General features: G+C 54.5%; 9 protein-coding genes. 8 read left to right on the top strand and 1 reads right to left on the bottom strand.

The annotated features are described in order from the left end of the window. Nucleotides 1-40: 40 nt before the first annotated feature. Nucleotides 41-931 carry an SDR family oxidoreductase gene (locus RUDLU_RS0106155; RefSeq protein WP_169578026.1) on the top strand — a complete coding sequence of 297 codons (891 nt, stop codon included), beginning with the start codon at nt 41-43 and terminating at the stop codon, nt 929-931. Nucleotides 932-981: 50 nt separating this feature from the next. Further along, nucleotides 982-1733 (top strand): IS5 family transposase gene (locus RUDLU_RS29185; RefSeq protein ID WP_152127412.1). Its coding sequence is split into 2 segments (ribosomal slippage): nt 982-1318 and nt 1318-1733, totalling 753 coding nucleotides; the frame shifts between segments, so codons are not numbered across the junction. Between the two features lie 112 nt (nt 1734-1845). Here RUDLU_RS29185 and RUDLU_RS0106140 read toward each other — a convergent pair. Beyond that, nucleotides 1846-2430: a DUF4126 domain-containing protein gene (locus RUDLU_RS0106140; RefSeq protein ID WP_027302813.1), complete on the bottom strand. Its 585-nt coding sequence runs from the start codon at nt 2428-2430 to the stop codon at nt 1846-1848. Nucleotides 2431-2612: 182 nt separating this feature from the next. Here RUDLU_RS0106140 and RUDLU_RS0106135 point away from each other — a divergent pair, with 182 nt between their 5' ends. The 6 genes from RUDLU_RS0106135 (at nt 2613) to RUDLU_RS0106110 (ending at nt 21458) form a co-directional block, all read left to right on the top strand. Next, complete coding sequence (locus RUDLU_RS0106135) at nt 2613-3188, top strand: GNAT family N-acetyltransferase (protein WP_019987477.1); 576 nt, start codon at nt 2613-2615, stop codon at nt 3186-3188. 115 nt (nt 3189-3303) lie between these two features. Then, nucleotides 3304-4050, top strand: a complete 747-nt coding sequence (gene cmk, locus RUDLU_RS0106130; protein WP_044129993.1) for a (d)CMP kinase — start codon at nt 3304-3306, stop codon at nt 4048-4050. Continuing rightward, a complete protein-coding gene (locus tag RUDLU_RS0106125; protein WP_019987475.1) occupies nt 4047-5114 on the top strand; it encodes an NAD(P)/FAD-dependent oxidoreductase in 1068 nt (355 codons plus the stop codon). The genes cmk and RUDLU_RS0106125 overlap by 4 nt, the downstream gene beginning before the upstream one ends. A gap of 127 nt (nt 5115-5241) precedes the next feature. After that, nucleotides 5242-8505 (top strand): hypothetical protein, encoded by a 3264-nt coding sequence (locus tag RUDLU_RS0106120; RefSeq protein WP_019987474.1) that lies wholly within the window; start codon nt 5242-5244, stop codon nt 8503-8505. Nucleotides 8506-9102: 597 nt separating this feature from the next. Continuing rightward, the gene (locus RUDLU_RS0106115) at nt 9103-20475 is read left to right on the top strand and encodes an SdrD B-like domain-containing protein (RefSeq protein WP_425414106.1); all 11373 of its coding nucleotides are present in this window, start codon (nt 9103-9105) and stop codon (nt 20473-20475) included. Nucleotides 20476-20480: 5 nt separating this feature from the next. Continuing rightward, nucleotides 20481-21458: a PorP/SprF family type IX secretion system membrane protein gene (locus RUDLU_RS0106110; RefSeq protein WP_019987471.1), complete on the top strand. Its 978-nt coding sequence runs from the start codon at nt 20481-20483 to the stop codon at nt 21456-21458. Nucleotides 21459-21552: the final 94 nt, after the last annotated feature.

Here is a 21552-nt window from a genome sequence, read left to right as displayed (position 1 = left end):
ATAAACCGTAGCGGGAAACCGTACATTTTAAACTAGAGTCATGACAACAGGAATGCTGCGCGACGACGCGCTTAAGGGCAAAACGATTATTGTAACCGGTGGTGGTACCGGGCTGGGCCGGTCTATGAGCCGGTATTTTCTCCAACTGGGAGCTAATGTCACCATCTGTAGCCGTCGGCAGGCCGTTATCGACCAAACCGCTCAAGAGCTGATGGCCGAAACCAACGGGCAGGTACTGGCCGTACAGTGCGATGTGCGCAACCCGGCCGAGATTGAAAACGTGATTGCCCAAACCGTCGAGCGTTTCGGGCGGGTAGACGGCCTGCTCAACAACTCGGCTGGTAACTTTATTAGCCCCACCGAGCGTCTTTCGTACAAAGCCTTTGACACCGTGGTCGATATTGTGCTGCGGGGCACGTATTACTTTACGCTGGCCGTGGGCAAGTACTGGATCGAGAACAATATAAAAGGGACTGTGCTGAATATTTCGACTACCTACGCCACTACGGGGTCGGGGTATGTGGTGCCGAGTGCCGTAGCCAAGGGCGGTGCTTTGATCATGACCAAGTCGCTGGCGGCTGAGTGGGGCAAATACGGTATCCGGCTCAACGCCATCGCCCCCGGCCCGTTCCCGACAAAAGGAGCCTGGGACCGGTTGTTTCCGGAGCCATTGGCCAGCATGATGGACCCTACCAGCCGGATTCCGCTCAAGCGGGTGGGTGAGCATCAGGAACTGGCCAATCTGGCTGCTTATTTACTGTCCGATTTCTCGGGGTATATCACCGGTGAATGCATTACAATTGACGGGGGCGAGGTGCTCAATGCGGGCGAGTTTAGCCACCTCGAAGTGGTTACCAACGAGCAGTGGGATATGATCGGGGAGGTGATTAAGCAAGCGAACCGAGCCAGTAAAAAAGAAGGACAGAGCTAGAGTGTGTGGACAATTAGGATAAACTTACCCAATCCTACGATCTTTGTGGCATGAGACGCTATGAGATCACCGAGCAGGAATGGACTAAAATCACCCCTCTTCTACCAGGACAGGCAGGCTCAGCAGGCCGAAAAGCACTCGATAACCGCTTGTTTATCAACGCCGTGCTCTGGATTGCCCGCTCGGGTGCGCCTTGGCGCGACTTGCCTGAACGCTTCGGCAATTGGAACAGCAACTACCGACGATTTCGGCGCTGGGCTCAGGCTGGGGTGTGGAAACAGGTCTTTGATGCCCTGCAAGAGCCCGACCTGGATTGGGTAATGATTGACTCGACAACGGTGCGAGCTCATCAACAGGCTGCTGGGCAAAAAAAAGTAGTCTCCAGCAACAAGCATTAGGCCGCTCACGGGGCGGCTTGACCACAAAAATTCATGCTCTGGTGGATGCCTTAGGCAATCCTATCCGCATTGAGTTAAGTCCTGGNCATGCGGGTGATGCGCCTTGCGCAGCCACCTTACTGGCTGACTGTGAGGCTTTTGCTGTGATTGCCGATAAGGCTTATGATGCCGATTGGTTGCTGGAAGGGTTGGCCCACAACGGTTGTGACGCGATCATTCCCTCCAAAGTGAATCGGGTGGAGCAGCGGGTAATCGATGAGAATTTGTACGCTGATCGCAACAAGATTGAACGCTATTTTAACCGCTTGAAACAGTATCGCCGGGTAGCAACTCGCTACGAAAAAACAGCCAGCAGCTTCTTGGCGATGGTTCATCTGGCTTCAAGTATGATTTTGTTGCTCTGATTGTCCACACACTCTAGTTGTTCGGCCAATTAGCCAATCGGCGCGGCTTACCAAACCTCAGTTTCGGTAGCCGCGCCGATTCCATTTTTTACCTGAATGAAAGGTTGCCGGTCTATGGTTTGGCGGGTTTGGTAAAGGTCACGCGTCGTCGGTTGAGGAGTCGGCTGGCAATGTAAATCAGGATACCAATCAAGATGACCATTGTCAGCAAAGGCAGCAGAATAGCCAGAATAGAGAAGCCGAATGAAGCCGCATTTTCGGTTGTTGATACGATGGGGTTGGCCAAACCGCCCGTTGTGGCCGTTGAGCCCAGCCGTAGCAGGCTGGTGCCCGCCTGAATGAGCCCGGCTGATCCGCCCCCGAGCATGAGCCCCAGCCCCCAGTCGAGTACCGGGCTGTCGATCTGCAAGTACGACGTACTAAGCAGCGTACCGGCCACAATGGCGGCCGGGCTGGCGATGGTGTCGAGCGCATTATCGAGCCACGGAATATAATAGGCTCCTAGTTCGACTACCGTGGCTACGCCGAGCAGAAACAGGGCGGGCCAACTACTGATCCACTCGAAACCACCCATCGTGCCTATCAGACCGAGCTTAGTGGCTACCCCTGCAATAAGCATAGGCACAAAAACGCGAAAGCCGCAACAGGCCGCCAGCCCAACGCCCAGACAGGCACTCATTATCCAATCCCAATTCATACGTGCGGGGTTTATGTAAAATGAAAAATTGATGGCTTTTTGATTAACTACCGGGGTAGGGGAGAGGTTTACGACAAATATCGGTGGGGTATTGATGCAGGCAACAGCATTTTGGTAACATTTGGGCAGAAGCCTTGTTAAGCACGGGAGAAAGGTGTAGTTTTCTCCTAAACCATTCAGAATTGATTACCTATACTTTAAATACGTGCCATCTGCGACCCTGGCGCGAAGGAGACGAAGAATCGCTGGCTCGGCAGGCCAGTAACCGACGGATCTGGAACAATGTTCGGGACTTTTTTCCGTACCCGTACACGATCCGGGACGCCAACGCCTGGGTGCGCTCCAACAAATCGTACAGCCAACCAAATAACTTCGCCATTGAAGTGGGCGGAGAGGCTGTGGGGAACGTGGGCTTCACGGTGAAAGATGATATTTATCGGTACAACGCCGAAATTGGTTACTGGCTGGGTGAGCCCTACTGGGGGCGGGGCATAATCTCGGAAGTGCTGCCCGTGATGATTGGGTATATTTTTGAGCGGTTTCAGGTTAATCGGTTGTTTGCCTGTGTGTTGGAGGGGAATATGCCTTCGATGCGGGTTCTCGAAAAAGCTCATTTTCGGGCCGAAGCCGTTCACCGGAAAGCCGCGGTAAAAAATAATCAGTACCTCGACGAGCATATTTTTGCCTTGTTACGGGAAGAGTACATGGCGTTCAAAACAGACCCGGCCAACGGTCAGCTCACCTCGGCTTCGGAGTAGAAGTAGTTAAATTATTAGCCCGTTTGTCCGGTTCCATACAGATCGTTCTGGAATAATCCTACGTTGATTTTGCCGTCTTTTTGGGCTTACTTTGCGCAACTTTTCACTGGGGCCCATGCCTAAAATCATTATCGCCATTGATGGCTATTCGAGTTGCGGAAAGAGTACAACAGCTAAAGCAGTAGCGGCTCGAATGGGCTATGGCTACATTGACACCGGCGCTATGTACCGGGCTGTTAGTCTGTTTTTTATCCAGCAACATGTGGCACTCACTAACCCCAAAGAAGTAGCTGCCGCGCTCGATCAAATTCATATTACCTTCAATTTCAACCCCCGAATCGGCCGGAACGAAACCTGCCTGAACGGGTTGAATGTGGAAGAAGAAATCCGGAAAATGTATATCTCCAACTACGTGAGCGAGGTAAGCGCTATTCCGGAGGTTCGCTGGGCTATGGTGGCTCAACAGCAGAAGATGGCGCGCCGTCGGGGCGTAGTAATGGATGGCCGCGACATCGGTACCAAAGTTTTTCCCGATGCAGAGGTAAAAGTGTTCATGTCGGCCGATACGGCCGTGCGGGCCTTCCGGCGGCAACGCGAGCTGCTGGAAAAAGGTGAGTTGGTTCCCATCGAAGATATTACGGCCAACATTGAGAAGCGCGACCGGATTGACACGAGCCGCGCCGAGAGCCCGCTTATTCAGGCACCCGATGCGGTACCACTGGATACCACGCACATGACAATCGAAGAGCAAATCGATTGGGTGGTGGCTTTGGCCGACCGGCGGATTGCCGAGTTGCACCGGGAGGGTCACTTCGCACAGAGACGCTCGGCTGAGGCTGATTCCAATACACCTAACTCATGACAGAAGGTGACTATCTGATTGTTGGGCAGGGTGTTGCTGGTTCGGTACTTGCCTGGACTCTCGATCAGATGGGTTGCCGGGTTTGGCTGGCCGATGCGCCCGAACAGCCCTCGGCCTCGCGGGTAGCTGCTGGTATTGTGAATCCGCTGACGGGCCGCAAACTTGTTCGTACCTGGCGAGCCGATGACCTGTTTCCGTTTCTTCATCGTTTCTACACCCAGGTGGAAGCAAAGCTATCGGGCTCGTTCTTTCATCCGCGCTCTGTGTACCGACCGTACCGATCACTGGCCGAAAAAAACGATTACGAAACCTACACAGCCGACCCTGAGGTAGCTCGGTATGTTAACCAATCGCCTGATAACCAATTTTTTGCTCCATACATCACGAATGCCTTTGGTGGCCTCGAAGTAAAGCAGGCGGGTTGGCTGGATTTAAATCGATTCGTTGACTTAATTCGTACGTATTTCTCGAAAAAAGAACAATTTATTTTGGCTAATATTGAGTATAATAAACTAATAATCAATGAATCGTCAGTTTTATTTGATGGTCGTAGGTTTGAAAAAGTTATATTTTGTGATGGGGTGATGGCCCGCGAGAATCCATTATTTGCGTGGTTGCCGTACAATCCTGCAAAAGGGCAAGTTCTGACGGCCCGTGTTTCGAATTATCCTATCAAACATATAGTCAATCAGGGCGCTTTTATTTTGCCTGTCGACGACACTACGATAAAAATAGGGGCAACCTATAGCTGGCACGACCTCGATTGGCAAACAACTACCGACGGTCGTGCGTTTTTAGAAGCAAAGATTCGTGACTTATTGCGGGTGCCTTACGAGGTGATAGGTCAGTCGGCGGGTATCCGGCCTGCAACTAAAGATCGCCGACCGTTTTTAGGACTACACCCGGCTTATCCGTCAGTGGGTATCTTCGGCGGCTTAGGTAGTAAAGGGGTTTCGTTGGCTCCTTATCTGGCTCGGCAGTTTGCTCAGTTTCTATTGACAGGTGAAGAATTAGACCCTGAAGTTAATATTCAACGCTGCCTTTCGTTATATTACCGTACATAGCGAAGTTGTTCAGTTTGTGGGTAATGGCTTGTTAAACCGGTCCTGATACATGGATTGATTTTCGGCCTTTCTATAGATGTTGTACGACTCGCAAGTGCTTCTTTTTTCGCGGTTCAGCCAGTAGTTTATGCGTAAGCAATACATCATTTTGTTGTTCCTCTGGGCCGGAATAATAGCCGGTGCTACCGCCCAGAACTACCCGTCTCTCGAACAGTTCGGGAAAAACAGAATTCAGTACCGGAACTTCAACTGGAAGATTATCCGGACGGCCAACTTCGAGATCTACTTCTATCAGGACGGTAACCAACTGGCCAACCTGACAGCGCAGTATGCTGAGTCGGAGTTCGACCGCATTACCGAACTGTTGGGTTACACGCCGTACAACCGCATTAAGATTTTCCTGTATAATTCGCCCCAGGAATTGGCGCAGAGCAACATCGGGATCAATCTGGTGGGCGAGCTGGACAGCCGGGAGCTCGACCTGGCCAAGTCGCGGGTCGAAATCGCCTTCACTGGCGATCAGGTAAGCTTTCGGAAGCGACTTATTCACGATGTTTCAATGCTCTTTGTGTACGACATGCTCTATGGCGGCAGCCTGAAAGATGCCTTACAAAGCTCGCTGTTGCTTACGTTGCCCGACTGGTTTATGCCGGGTATTGCTGCGTATATCGCTGAGGGATACAGCATTGACCTCGATGATTACATGCGTGATGTGTCGCTGAACCGCACTATTCGTAAGCCAAGTTTATTACAGGGCCGTGATGCCGAACGAATTGGACAGTCGATCTGGAACTACATTGCTCAGAAATACGGTCGCGATAATATTTCGAATATCCTGAACCTGACTCGAATCATTCGAAACGAGCAGAGCAGTATTCAGAGTACACTTGGTGTGCCTTATAGCCGGTTCATTCGCGAATGGCGCGAATACTACCACAACATGGCTAAAGCCGTACCAGCCGACGGTGCCGGGAATAATGACGTGACACTGCGCCTGAAAGGAACCGGCCGGGAGCAAAACCTGAATGATCTTAAGCTAAGCCCTGATAAACAGATGCTTGCGTTTGCGTCTGTCGATGATGGGAAGTTCAGTGTTGAAGTGTATAACGTAGCGTCGAAGAAACGATTCTCGGTACTGCAAGGGGGATACCGGCTCGACGGACATGCTACATTTACCAGCACCCCGTTGTTGGCCTGGCAGCGAAACAACGATTTGGTGGCAATTACGGATGAGAACGGCCGCTCGTATTTGTACGTGTACACGAATCTCGACAAGCGGCCGAAGCTTCGGTTCCGACGGGTTATCAATGGCCTTACCCAAATTGTAGGTGTTGATGCTTCGGATGATGGTGGAAGCCTGGTGCTTAGTGCCGACCGTCGGGGGCAGAACGATCTCTTTGTGTACAACATCAGCCGGGGTTCGTATGCCCAGTTAACCAATGACCTGTACGATGACCTGAACCCGGTTTTTGTGGGTCGCGGTACCAGCCGGATTGTGTTTGCTTCTAATCGAAGCCTCGATACGCTGGGGGCTGACAAAGGATCGTACCGTACCATTAAAGATCGGTTTTCGCTGTTTTATCACGAGGGTGGATCACGCGCTACATCGGTTCGGCGACTGACCGATACGCTCTCAAATGCTGTGCGCCCGATCGCCGTTAGTGAGAATACTATTTACTATCTGGGCTCGGCCAATGGTATTCAAAACCTGTACCGGCTCTCGGTAGGGGATAGTACCACAGCCTCTACTGTGGTGCCCATCACGGCTTTCCCGAATAGCATTCGGCAGTATGATCTGGTTCCGGCCAACGGTGGATTTGTATACAGTTTTCTGCGCAATAGCGAGGTAAATATTGGTTTCCGGTCACAGTTGCCGCTCAATACGGCTCAGCGTCTGACACCCACACAACGTAATGTGGCCCTGGGTTTGATGCCTACCGTAGCCCCCAAAACACCTGAACCTACACCGGCTACCCCCGGTGACACGACGGCAAAAGCAACGGCACCGGCTGTGTCGACTACGGCGGTGGCCGGAAGCCTGGCGCTTGAGCCGGGTGAGGTCGACACCGACAATTATCAGTTTGATCCAGAGGTGTTGAAGGCCGCCGAATACCGTCAGCGTCGGAGTGCAGGACTGGCCACAAGCACGTCGGCACCCATGCCCCGGAGCCGTCGGCGCGAGAATATTACCATCCGTGGACCATTCGATTATCGGGGGCTTTTCATTGCCAGCGACGCCACGTCGGCCTGGCGCATCGACCCGATTCGCGGCTTCGGGTTCTCGCAAAACGTCACCATGAACGACCTTCTGGAGAACCATATCATCAAGGCTGGCCTGTTCATTACAACGAATCTGCGGAACAGCGACCTGTTTGCTGAGTACCAAAACCTGACTAATCGCATTGATTATGGGGTACGGGTTGATCGGCAAACGTTGTTCTTCGACAATGGTTTACTTAGTCAGAAATACCGCTTCAACCGGGTTGCCTTCTCGGCATCATACCCCATTTCGGTAACGAGCCGATTTACACTTTCGCCCTTCTACACACTAACCCGCCGGATTGAGTTGCTAAATATTGCCGAGGCTGATCGGACATCGGACTATGCCGGTTTGCGTGCCGAGTTTGTGTATGATGACAGCAAGGTTAACGGCATGAATATGATTGAAGGGACGCGGGCGAAGCTGCGTTTTGAGAACTACGCCGGTATCCGGTCGGCGTCGGAAAGCTTCCGGCGGATCACACTCGATTTTCGGCGTTATCAGAAACTACACCGTGATTTAATGCTTGCGTTACGCCTTTCGGTGAGTCAGTCGGGCGGGCCTGCGCCCAAGCAGAGTACGTTGGGTGGTATGGAAAACTGGATCGGTGGGCAACAGGAGCAGATTGCAACAAACCCCTTGTTGGTTCCTAATCAGTACAGCCAAAATCGCGACGATTACCGCGATGTATTCTTCCTCGACTTTGCCACTAACCTACGAGGCTTTCGTCAGGGCAAGCTTACTGGTAACAGTCATATGCTGCTGAATGCCGAGTTGCGGATACCCCTCGTAAAGTATATCTATCGGGGTAATATTACGTCGAACTTTCTGCGTAATCTGCAACTGGTAGCTTTCTCAGACATAGGTACCGCCTGGTCGGGTAGGGGACCATTCAACCGTCAAAACAATCTTAATACCGAGTTGATCGGCTTCAACCCACAGCCAAATGGTACGTTACCGCCGTTTGGGGCCGTTGTCACAAACTTCAAAAATCCGTTTCTCATCGGCTATGGGGCGGGCGTTCGGACAATGCTGTTCGGGTATTATGTGAAGTTCGATTATGGCTGGGGACTGGAAAATAACGTAGTGAATAAGCCTGTTGCTTACCTCACCTTAGGCTACGATTTTTAGGTATAAATAGTCGGTTTATGGCTAGCCCCCTGACAGTATATTGGCTGTCAGGGGGCTTCATTTTGTGCTGAAAATGGCACTTTTATGGTATTTTGTAACGCGTGGTTTCTATCTTTGTTCACTTGTTAAAAATACGGTAAAGTATTGAACAGGTAACTTACTTGCCTTCGGCATATTCTCTCTCCCTATTCCTGTTACTTCGCTCATGGGTCTCCCGTCCAACAGGAGATTTGGTATACTCAATTGCCTTAACCTATACTTAAGCGATCGTATATGAGCCTCCTTTGGCACAGTTTTAGCTAAACGGAGGCCTGTGCAGGTGAATACTAAGTACGGATTTTTAGGTTAGGTACGGTTGGAAACCCAGAATAATTCATGTTGTCTACAGAGGGTTAATTACTTGTAATTCAAGTGTTTGTAATTAACCGACTGATTTTGGAATTAAGGGTATGTGTTTTGGCATAGTTTTAGATACTTCTGAGGTAGTAAAAAGGGCTTATTGGCTAGTAATGAGTATTCATGGAATGATGAAGAAATTGGTGCATTCATACTATTGCTCAAACACTAACCACTATTCCTACCCAAATTAAGTTGCAGATGAACGTCAACTCTACCCAAACGTTTCCGGATCGTAAGCGCAACCAGCGTACACGGCAGCGAGCCATCCAGCAAATGGGGCAGCTCAGCCGGTGGATTCTCATGGTTGCTCAACTCATCGAAAAGATACCCTTCGTTGGGCGAGCCTGGCTTGAAAAAGCCTCTCCTCACCCCGGTAAACAGGGTGAACCCTCGCTCGGGTATTCAGGGTTTCGCCGAACTTCATCTGCGTTCAGCCGGTATGCCTTCGGGATGCGGGTTGACCCCCCCGACTCAAAATCTCACCCACCTGATAGTCAATTGCGTATCCAACTTTATTTACAGAGTTTTCTAATGAATGGGCAACCTTTACTAAGAAACATGGTCAACCTTATCCAAAGCTGCTGGCTGGTTTGTTGCCAGGGCTTGGGCATGAGTGCTGATCGGCGAGCTGTCCGGTGGTGGAGCCATCGGACTGGGCAGGTGCCCTTGCCAGCGAAGATTGTTCAGCTACGAAAGCAGACTACAACACAATGGGCTTTTTTGAGCGCATTGATGTTGTCGTTTGGGCTTTTATCCTCGCTGGGCGCTTCCGCACAAGCACCGTCCGGGAATGTTGATCTCTCGGTCTCTGCCTCCATCAGTAATGCTGCTCCTCAGGTGGGCAGCCCGCTGACGTATACCATCGCTGTGGCCAATAGTTCGACTGTGACGGCATCTAATGTGCGCGTCAAAGTCACTATTCCCGCCGGGTATATCACGGTCAACTCATTCACCGCTTCAACGGGGGCTTCCAGCTTCAGTGCTGCAACCGGTGACTGGACTATCGCATCGTTGCCCGGCAACACCACGGCTACCGTCCTCATTTCGGCGACTTCGCTGGAGCGGGGTGTAGCCTTTACGACGGCCGAGGTAATTGGTGCGGATCAGTCGGATGTAGACTCCGTTCCGAATAATGGAAGCTATCTGGAAGACGACATCGATAATGTCTGCTTCTCGATTCCGCTTCTTTTCTATGCAGGTGATGAGTACGAAGTTTCGGCCCCGGCGAGTTTCTCGGGCGTTCGTTTCTTCCGGAATGGTGCCGAAGTTGGCACTGCTGCTGTTTCAAGTGATTTGGCTTCGGTTGATGCCAGCGGAAACCTGATCATTAAGAGCACAGGTGTTTATTCGTTAGTAGCATCGCTCAGCGGTTGCCAGGCTGGTAACTGCTGTGATATTATTGTGGAGCCCGGCCCGCTTGCGAGTCTGGGTAATTATGTTTGGCTCGACAACAACCGCGACGGTCAGCAGGGACCCACGAATCTGGAACCCCCCGTTGCCGGTGTAACGGTTCAGTTGTTCCAGCCGGGTAGCACCAGCGCGGTATCTACTACAGTTACCGATGCCAATGGTTCGTACTTGTTTGCTAATCTGGTTCCGGGTGAGTACTACGTAGTATTTACTCCCCCCACGAACTTCACCTTTACGACGGCTAACTCAACCTCTCCGATTAGTGGAACTGGGGCCGATGCTGTCGATAGCGACGCTGATGTATTAATAGGAAGAACACAAACATACACCCTCGTAGGTGGAGAGAGTAATTTGACGGTTGATGCCGGCTTATTGCCACTTCCCGCTTCGTTGGGTGATTTTGTGTGGAGTGATACGAATGGCAACGGCCAGCAGGATGCCGGTGAGCCGGGCGTACAGGGTGTTGTAGTGACACTCTACCAGCCAGGTAACCCCACCCCAGTAGGCAGCGCCACCACGACGGCCACGGGTGCATACAGCTTCACGGGCCTGACGCCGGGCGACTACTACGTGGTCTTCACGGCCCCCCAGGGCACGACCTTCACCACCTCGAACACAGGCTCGGATCTGACCGATAGCGATATCGCCAGCACGACAGGGCTGCTGGGCTCGACGGGTGTGATCAGTTTGACGGCGGGTGAGAACAATCCGACGGTCGATGCGGGTCTGGTACCGCTGCTGGCTTCGCTGGGCGACTACGTCTGGATCGACAGCAACGGCAACGGCCAGCAGGATGCGGGTGAGACAGGTGTCCCTAATGTAACGGTACAGCTCTTCACCGCAGCTGGCACGCCGGTGGCCAGCACGACCACTAACACGTCTGGTTTCTACAGCTTCACGGGCCTGACGGCGGGTAGCTACTACGTAGTCTTCACGGCTCCGCAGGGCACCACCTTCACGACGGCCAACACGGGCTCGGATCTTACCGACAGCGATGTGGCCAGCACGACGGGTCTGCTGGGCTCAACGGGTATCGTTAGCCTGACGGCGGGTGAGAACAACCCGACTATCGACGCGGGTCTGATTCCGCTGAAGGCTTCGCTGGGCAACTACGTCTGGTTTGACGCCAACAAGAACGGTCAGCAGGACCCCACCGAGACGGGTGTCTCGAACGTAACGGTGACGCTCTACAGCAGCCTGAGCGCGGCTCCGTTGGCCACGCAGGTGACTTCGGCCTCGGGTACGTATCTGTTCACGAACCTGGATGCGGGTGACTACTACGTGGTCTTCACGGCTCCGGGTGGGTTCACCTTCACGACGGCGAACGTAGGTTCGGACGTAACGGACAGTGATGCGCAGAGCTTCACGGGTCAGAGCGGCTCGACGGGTGTGTACAGTCTGAGCGCGGGTGAGCAGAACCTGACGGTGGACGCGGGTATCATACCGCTGCCAGCCTCATTGGGTGACTTTGTATGGAGTGATACGAATGGCAACGGTCAGCAGGATCCGGGTGAACCGGGTGTGCCAGGTGTTGTGGTAACGCTCTATCAGCCAGGTAACCCCACGCCGATTCGGAGTGTGACTACCACGGCCACGGGTGCATACAGCTTCACAGGTCTGGCGCCGGGCGACTACTACGTGGTCTTCACGGCTCCGCAAGGATTAACATTTGCAACCCCGAATACGGGTTCGGATGCAACGGATAGTGACGTAGCCAGCACGACGGGTCTGCTGGGCTCAACGGGTGTGATTAGCTTGACTGCCGGTCAGGTGAACAACACGGTTGACGCCGGTCTGACTCCGCTGCCAGCTTCGTTGGGTGACTTTGTGTGGAGTGACACGAATGGCAATGGCCAGCAGGATCCGGGCGAGCCGGGTGTGCCGAACGTTGTTGTGACGCTCTATCAACCAGGTAACCCCAACCCTGTAGCAACGACCTCAACCAATGTTTCGGGTCTCTATAGCTTTACGGGTCTGATGCCGGGTAACTACTATGTGGTCTTCACGGCTCCGGTTGGTTCAACGTTCACGGCTCCATTGGCCGGTACGAACACTGCCACAGATTCGAACGTGAGCAGCCTGACAGGTCAAATGGGCTCAACGGGTGTGATTAGCTTGACCGCCGGTCAGGTGAACAACACGGTTGACGCCGGTCTGATCCCAGCCTGCCCAAGTACGCCAATCGCACCAGTAGTGGTAGCAAGCAGCACCACCATCTGCGAAGGCGGTGTAGTTACGCTGACTGCTTCGTCGCCAGGTGCTGCGGGTATCAACTGGTACCTGACGCCGAACGGCTCAAATGGCCTCCTCGGCACAGTAGCCAACGGCGCATCGTTTACGGTGAGCCCGACGACAACGACTGTGTACTATGCTGAAATCGTAAGCACGACCAACACGGCCTGCCCAACAGCACGCACACCGTTTGCCATCGAGGTAACGCGTAAACCACCGACCCCGACCTGCCCAGAGCGGCTTACGGTATGTACCAGCGGTGGTACGGTGAACCTGACGAAGGTATACTCTAGCACCACAACGGGTACGAATGTATTCGAATGGCGCACGGGTATTGATCCGATGACCTCGACACTGGTAACGAACCTGACCGCCGTAGGCCCAGGTAAGTACTACCTCTTCGAGCGGTCACTGAACGGATGCTACAGCAACCCATCAATCCTGACGGTTGAAGGCGTATCGTGCGAATGCCCGAACCCGCCGACCATCGCTCTCGGACCGGGTCGCTCGATCTGTGAAGGTGAGAAAGTAATGCTCATCGCAACGATCGGTGGCGGTGCCAGCAGCGTAAGCTGGACAACCACTGGATCTGGTACGCTGGTAACGGCTGGTCTGAGCGCCACCTACACCCCGTCGGCTATGGATGCTGACAACGGTCTGGTGACTATCTCAGCCCGGACGAATGATCCTGACGGAAATGGTGTATGTCTGCCGGCTTCAACCAACATCGTAATCGACATCAACGAGCGGCCGGATGCACCGGTTGGCGTTGCCTGCGACGATACGCTGGTTTGCCAGGGACAAAGCACGAAGCTGATCGGCTTCTCGGCTGAAGGTGCTCGTATCAACTGGTACGACGCGAAGAACAACTTCCTGGGTCAGACGGCCAGCGCGGGTAAACTGACAATTACGCCAACGGCAACGTCGGTATACTACGCTGAAGCAGTTACCGAAGAAGGTTGCGTAAGCGGAACTCGTACCGCCCTGACCGTAGTAGTAGGTCAGTGCAAGGCTGATCTGGCTGTGTCGGCGACGCTGACGCCAGGTGGTTCATACAGCGTGGGTCAGACGGTAACGTACGTCGTGACAGCTTGCAACAACGGACCGGTAACGGGTCAGAACGCAGTGGTGAACTTCCCGCTGCCGACCTCAGTATCGTACGTAAGTGCCAGCCCATCGGTAGGTACCTACAACCCGGCAACGGGCTCATGGTCGATTGGAAACATGGCTGTTGGCGAATGCCGCAACCTGTTCGTCGAAGTAGTAATCACGGGTTCGGGTACCATCTCGGCTACGGCGGTTATCACGGGTACGAACGACGATCAGACCAAACTGCAAAACAATACGGCCACGGTAACCATCCCGGTTGTCCAGTGCAACGTACAGCCACCGCACATTGTCTGCGCTCTGACGCAAATCTGTGCGGGTGAGACTACCACCCTGATCGCAAACCAGTGCAGCGGCAACGTGATCTGGTCAAATGGTCAGACAGGAGCCTCAATCACGGTACGTCCGACCACAACGACGACCTACACCGCAACCTGCGTAGTAGGTAGCTGCCGCAGCTCAGCTTCGAATTCGATCACAGTGACGGTAAACAACCCAACTGCTCCGACGATTCTGGCCAGCGCAGGCACCGTATGTGCCGGTGGTACAGTTAGCCTGACGGCCGTAGGCTGCGAAGGTGGTACCGTACTGTGGAGCACGGGTGCAACAGGCTCGGTGATTTCAACGATCATCAACGAGCGGACAACGATCACGGCCAACTGCCGCATCGCTAACTGCCTCAGCCCAGAAGCACAGAAAGTAATCGAACTGGGTGGCGACCTGCCGAAGCCAACGGTTATCTGCAGCACATCGGTGGTTTGCCCAGGCGAATCGCTCGAGCTGACGGCACAAAACTGCCTCGGTACGCCAATGTGGAGCACGGGTCAGACCGGTGCGTCGATCACGGTACAGCCAACGGTAGGTAACAACACCTACTTCGTAACCTGCACCAACGGCGCATGCCGCAGTCCGAAATCGGATAACTACACGATCCAGATTGTAGCGCCAGCCGTACCAACGGTAACGGTATCGAGCGCGTCAGTCTGCTCGGGTGGCAGCGTAACGCTGACCGCATCAGGTTGTGCCAACGGAACTATCCAGTGGAGCAACCAGCGCACGGGCAACAGCATCGTGGTTAACCCGACAACGAACATCAGCTACTTCGCTGTCTGCAAAGTACGCGAGTGTCTGAGCGAGCCTTCGGCACCAGCCACGATCCAGATCGTGAACCCAACGGCTCCGATCGTTCGTCGCCCAAGCAAGCCAATCATCTGCTCAGGTGAGAGTGTAACGCTCGTAGCCGACGGATGTGCCGCTGGTACGATTGTCTGGAGCAATGGTGCAACGGGTTCAAGCATCGTTGTGATGCCAACCACTACCACGACCTACTCGGCATCTTGCCAGATCGGTACGTGCCGCAGCGCCAGCTCGAACGGTGAAATGGTAACGGTGAACACCAACAATGGTACTCCGCCAACCATTGCCGCTTCGAAGACGACTACTTGTGGTAATGAGCCTATCTCTCTGACGGCTACAGGCTGCACCAGCGGTACGGTAGTTTGGTCAACGGGTCAGATCGGCAATATCATCACGGTGACGCCAACGGCTCAAATGAATGAGTTCTATGCAGTGTGCCGCGAAGGTTCGGCTTGTGGTACGCCACGTTCGAACACCATCCGTGTCACGATTACGCCGATGCCAACCCCGACGGTGGTGTGCAGCGAGTCAGTAATCTGCCCAGGTGAGTCGGTAGTACTGGAGGTAGTTAATTGCACAGGCACACCACGCTGGAGCACGGGTCAAACCACGGCCAGCATCACAGTGAGCCCAACGGTAACCACGGGTTACTCAGTGACTTGCCAGAACGGAGCCTGCGTAAGTGCCAGCTCGCCAGTGTACTCGATCACGGTAGTGAAACCGACGGCACCGACGATTACGGCATCAGCTACGGCGGTTCAGCCCGGCACGAGCGTAACGCTGACGGCTTCTTGCCCAGCAGGCTCAGTACTGTGGTCGAACAACGCAACGACAACGTCGATCGTCGTATCAGCATCGGGTACGCAGAGCTACCAGGCCTTCTGTAAGTACCGTCAGTGCCTGAGCGATCCATCGAACACGATTACGATCGTAACGAACCTGACTTGCACGGCATCGGCAGGTACACTCACCGCTCAGTCGGGTACGGTATGTGCCGGAACGGCTAACTCGGTTGTGGTGGCTGCTACACCGAACGGTAATCAGGTTGTACCGGCTGGTTACTCAACCCTGTATGTTCTGACGAAAGGCACGGATCTGGTTATCCAGGCTACGAGCCCAACGCCAAGCTTCACAGTGGCCTCTGAGAACGCCAACTACCGCGTACATACGCTGGTGTACAACGCTACCTCAGGTACGCCTAACTTCCTCGACCTGTCGATTGTACGGCCGGGTATAACGAAGGCAGCCGAAGTGCTGAGCCTGATTGCCCAGAACCGTATCTGCGCATCGCTCGATGCAGCAGGTGCTCCGGTGGCTGTACAGGTAGTGGCTCCGCCGGTAATCAACGGTTCGTCGACAACGGTATGTGCGGGTGCTTCGGTAACCTTCACCGCCAGCGGTTGCGAAAATGGTACGGTAACCTGGTCGAACGGTATGACGGGTCACACCATCGTAATTGCACCGGTTGTTCAGAACGTATGGCTCATGGCTACCTGCACCGTAAATGGTTGCACCAGCAAGGAGTCGCACAGCTTCGATACGGAAGTGGTTGTACCACAGCCACCCGTTGTAACCTGCAATAAGCCGGTGATCTGCGCCGGTGAGCAAACAACGCTCGAAGCAACGGGCTGCGCCGGTGGTCAGTACGAGTGGTCGAATGGTATGAAGGGTGCCTCAATCGTGGTAACGCCGACGGCAACCGACCATGTGTACCGCGTGAAGTGTATCCGGGGTGCTTGCGTAAGCGACTGGTCTCCGTCATGCACCATCACGGTAGGTGGACCAAACGCACCGACGATCAGCATCCAGACTTCGGGTACGACAACGGTAACGAGCGCATCAATTTGCTTCGGCTCACCGATCACACTGGTAGCAACGGGTTGCCCGGCTGGTGCCTACGCGATCTGGTCAAACGAGCAGGTTGGCAACTCGATCACGGTAACACCGGCTCGCAACGTGGTTTACACGGCTCAGTGCTGCACCTCGAACAACTGTAAGAGCGCAGCTTCGAACCCCGTGACGATCTCAGTAGGTGGCAAAGTAGTACCGCCAACCACGAAGGATCTGACCAACGCGTGTCCGTTCACTTCGGTGAATCTGGCTCAGGGTGTTGTTTCGACTGCATCAACTCAGGGTGGTGTGTTCGAATTCTACACCAGCGCAACACCGAGCGCGGCTACTCGCGTAGCCAACCCAGGTGCGGTGAGCACGTCAGGTGTCTACTACGCATTTGAGAAAACGACTGCAGGTTGCTACAGCCTCGGCTCAGTAATCAACGTGGGTATCATCGCTTGCGAAGGCCAGCAGATCCCATGCGCTGAGAACCCGCTGACAGCCGACGCTGGTCGTGACGATAAGATTTGTGCGGCTAAGACGTACAAACTGAATGGTAAAGCAACCGGAAACGGCATCGCTATCCAGTGGACCAGCAATGGTACCGGTAAGTTTAGCGATCCGTTCTCCGCAGCCCCCACGTACACGCCGTCACTGGCCGATGTACAGGCGGGTAAGGTAACGCTGACGATGACGGTGCGCACAGGTAACTCTACCTGTGTGCCCGCCACCGACGCCATGGTGCTGACGATTGAAGGGGTGAAAGAGGTTCCGACCATCGCGGTGCTGGGCTCTACGAACCTCTGCTACGGTGACTCGGTAGTGCTGCAGGCTTCGGCCGGCAGCAGCTACCTCTGGAGCAACAAGGCCACGACCAACCGCATCGTTGTAAAACAAAGCGGTGTGTACAGCGTGCAGGTGTTCGACGCGGCTGGCTGTAGCTCGCTGATGTCGGAGTCGGTATCCGTAACGGTAGGTACGCAATTGGCGGCTCCGCTGGTTACCAACAAGCGTAACACCTGCCCGGCTACGACGGTCGACCTGACCACGGCATTGAGCGAAACGGCAACCGCGGGCGTAAGCTACGCCTTCCGGACCGGCCCGCTCGTAACCTCAGGTCTGGTTATGCGCCCCGATGCAGTTACCGATGGTACATACTACGCATTCAAGACGAACGCAGCGGGTTGCGTAAGCGCCCCGGCCGCTATCGAAGTGAAGACGTTCAACTGTGCTGCTGATACCAACCGGGCTGACCTCGCGATCACGAAAGTGGCTAGCAAGTCGGCACTGAACCGGGGTGAAGTAGTAACGTACACGATCACGGTAGAAAACAAAGGACCTAAAGCGGCAACCAACGTTACGGTACGTGACGTGATTCCGACGGGTCTGGAGCTGCTGCCGGGCGACTATAATGTAAGCAATGGTGCCGTAACGAAGTGGTATGGTGTGCTGGCGGCCAACGCTACGCAGACCCTCACAATCCAGGCACGGGCTACCCAGAAAGGCGCTATCGTGAACACGGCTGAGATCACCTACGCGGATCAGACCGATCCGAACCTGGCCAACAACAAGTCGAGCGCAACGGTAGCCGATACCTCAGCGGTTCGTCCGGGTATGATTGGTCTGGCAAAATCGCTGGTGAGCCAGAAAATGCTGACCGACAGCACCTTCGAAGTGGAGTACGCGTTCCGCCTGCGCAACTACGGCGATTCGGACCTGACCAACGTGCAGGTAACGGATGATCTGAAAGCGGTCTTCGGAACGCACACGATCCAGGATGTATCTGTAGCGACTACGGATGCCAGCAACTTCAACCTGACGTTCAACCCGGCCTTCCGGACGGGTGACTCGAAAGTGTTCGACGGCAAAGGCACTCTGAAAGCATCGGCTACGACGTACTTCTTCGTGAGTGCCACGGTGAAGCTTGATCCGAACAACTCGAATCGTACATTCTCGAACACGGCAATGGCTTCGGCAATGGCCAACGGAATGACGACTGAAGATGCTTCGGTAAACGGTGCGGACGCTGATCCAGACGGAGACGGCAACCCGAACAACAACGCCAGTGCGACGGTGTTTACGTTGCAGAACCTGCCAGCCACGCCTGTTACGCCGATCGGTGTAGCCCTGGCCGCGGTATCGACAGTGAAGCAGCCCGACAACTCGTACAACGTGACGTACAAGGTAACGGTGAAGAACTTCGGCGAGAAAGAACTCGTGAACGTTTCGCTCACCGACAGCCTGGCTAAGTCATTTGCACCGGCAACGTTCTCGGTTGTGAGTGGCCCAACCACCCGCTCAGGCAGCAACCTGCTCGCCAACACGGGCTTCAACGGCAGCACCAACGTGAATCTGATTCTCCCCGACAGCAAGCTGGCGGTAGGCGAAATGGATTCGGTGATGATCACGATCAACGTCACGCCGAATGGCAACAACGGTCCGTTCTACTCACAGGTAATCGGCTCGGCTACGGTAGCCAGCACGACCCTGACGGTAACTGACCTCTCAAACAACGGTGTGAACCCAGCTCCGGCTGGCGAACTCAAGACGCCGGTACGCTTCGATCTGCCCGACGCCCTCCTGGGTGTGGCTAAGTCGGTAGGTACGCCGGTGATGGTTGAAGAAGGCGTATTCGATGTACCGTACACCATCAAGCTGTCGAACCTCGGTACGGCAGACCTGACCAAAGTACAGGTAGTCGATAACCTCGCGAACACGTTCAACCGGGGCGCTCTGATCCTGAGCAACCGGATTCGGCCAACGGCCGACGCTGGCCTCACGGTAGACTCGCTCTACACGGGTCAGGGTCTGATGACGAAGATGCTGGTTGATACCCTGAGCACACTGCCCAAGGGTGCCAGCCGCAGCCTGAACTTTGTAGTCCGTGTGAACGTGAAGAATGCTGACTCGCTGACGTTCTATAACTCAGCGGTGGCTACGGCCCGTACGCTGGGTGGTGAGATGGTAGCCGATACATCGACGGCCGGTGCAAACCCCGATCCGATGAATACGCTCGATCCGCGCACCAGCAACAAGCCGACGCCGGTTATTCTGAACAGCGTACCGAACCGCTCGTTTATCGGTATCGCCCTCGCTGTGAAGGATACCCTGCTGAAGGAAGATGGTAGCTACGATGTGGTGTACGAAGCCGTTGTGAAGAACTTCGGTACCGTAACGCTGACGAACGTGACGATCACCGATACGCTCTCTAAAGTATTTAATGAGCAGACCGGCGCTTCGTTCAAAGTAATTGGCACGCCAATTGTATCAGCAACAAGTGGACTCAAGCCGAACCCAGCGTTCAACGGTGATTCGGATGTGCGCCTGGTAATTCCAGAAAGCAGCACCCTCGGTGCCGGACGGACGGATACCCTGCGGTTTGTCGTGAATGTTCGGTCGAATGGTTTGACCAACACGTTCCTCAATACGGCATACGCCAGCGCACTTTCGAACACGATGACGGTAACGGATATCTCGACGAATGGCCTCAACCCTGACGTCAACGGTAACCGGAACCCAACCGACTCGATGGAAGGCGAGGCTACTCCGCTCTCACTCCGTGTAACCGACTCGGCGATCTTTATCCCAGAAGGCTTCTCGCCGAACGGTGATAACATCAACGACGTGTTCGTGATCCGGGGTGCGCAGAACCAGACGGTATCACTCGAAGTGTTCAACCGCTGGGGCCACGTAGTCTACAAGAGTGACGACTACAAAAACGATTGGGATGGTACGTCGAACACAGGAATTCGTACGGGTGGAACCACCGGCTTGCCAGATGGCACGTACTTCTACCGTGTGAAACTCGAGAACGGCCGGACTTACGTACGTTACATGACGATTAACCGCTAATACCGATGTCTAACAAGTTTTCAACTAAACTTTGGGCAGTCGTGCTGCTGCTGGCCTCCTGGGCCGGCGGCAGCCGGGCCTGGGCGCAGCAGGACAAGCAGTTCTCCCAGTACATGTTTAACATGCTGGCGCTGAACCCAGCGTATGCGGGGAGCCGCGACGTCCTGAGCGCTACGGCACTGTACCGTAGCCAGTGGGTTGGTCTGGAAGGGGCACCGCAAACCGGAACCTTCACGATCGATATGCCCCTGAACCGCGAACGGGTTGGCGTTGGTTTGCAGGTGTACAACGACCGGATCGGTCTCTTCAACGAAACGGGGGCGATGGCTTCATACGCCTTCCGGATCAAGATGGGAAACCGGACCACGCTGGCCCTGGGCCTGCAAGGGGGTGTTACCAACCTGACCGCCCGGCTCACCGAGGTGCAGCTGGTGCCAGCGGGGGTGTCGGCCGACCCGGCGTTTGCGCAGAACATCAACAAGATGTTGCCTAACTTCGGAACGGGTATCTACCTCAGCAACGACCGCTCGTACCTGAGCGTTTCGGTGCCCCGGCTGATCAAAAACCGCCTTAGCGATTACGATTCGGGTGTCAACCGGGCCGTTGTTCGTCGGCACGCCTACGCAGCGGCTGGTTTTGTGGTGGGTCTGAGCCAGGTGCTCAAGCTGAAGCCATCAATGCTGGTGAAGTACGCTGAAGGCGCTCCGCTGGGTTTCGATGGTAACGTAAACCTCTGGATCAACGACCGTGTAGCCCTGGGTGTATCACTCCGTAAGAATCAGTTCTACTCGTTTACAGAGTACACCAACGATGCCGTAGTCGGTATGGTTGAACTGCAAATGAGCGATCAGTTTCGGTTGGGTTATGCCTACGATCGCACGGTGAGCCGCCTGGGGCAGGTAGCCCCCAGCTCGCACGAATTGATGCTCCGCTACGAATTCGGTTTCGGGAAGAGCAAGATTCTGACTCCGCGCTACTTCTAAGAGTTCTTAATTCGATTGGGGCTTCTGGTAACGGAAGTCCCAATCGTTTAATAAGAAACACACAACGGTCGATTTTGGCGTTGTTTTTGCTTAA

The sequence above is a fragment of the Rudanella lutea DSM 19387 genome (assembly GCF_000383955.1).
Lineage (GTDB): Bacteria > Bacteroidota > Bacteroidia > Cytophagales > Spirosomataceae > Rudanella > Rudanella lutea.
Note: the sequence above shows the minus strand (reverse complement) of the source record. Positions and strands in the feature narration are given on the sequence as shown.

Bases quoted from the DNA above. Each gene is read 5' to 3' on its own strand.
- RUDLU_RS0106155 (WP_169578026.1), top strand. From the start codon at position 41: ATGACAACAGGAATGCTGCGCGACGACGCGCTTAAGGGCAAAACGATT.
- RUDLU_RS0106140 (WP_027302813.1), bottom strand. From the start codon at position 2,430: ATGAATTGGGATTGGATAATGAGTGCCTGTCTGGGCGTTGGGCTGGCG.
- cmk (WP_044129993.1), top strand. From the start codon at position 3,304: ATGCCTAAAATCATTATCGCCATTGATGGCTATTCGAGTTGCGGAAAG.
- RUDLU_RS0106125 (WP_019987475.1), top strand. From the start codon at position 4,047: ATGACAGAAGGTGACTATCTGATTGTTGGGCAGGGTGTTGCTGGTTCG.
- RUDLU_RS0106120 (WP_019987474.1), top strand. From the start codon at position 5,242: ATGCGTAAGCAATACATCATTTTGTTGTTCCTCTGGGCCGGAATAATA.
- RUDLU_RS0106115 (WP_425414106.1), top strand. From the start codon at position 9,103: ATGAACGTCAACTCTACCCAAACGTTTCCGGATCGTAAGCGCAACCAG.
- RUDLU_RS0106110 (WP_019987471.1), top strand. From the start codon at position 20,481: ATGTCTAACAAGTTTTCAACTAAACTTTGGGCAGTCGTGCTGCTGCTG.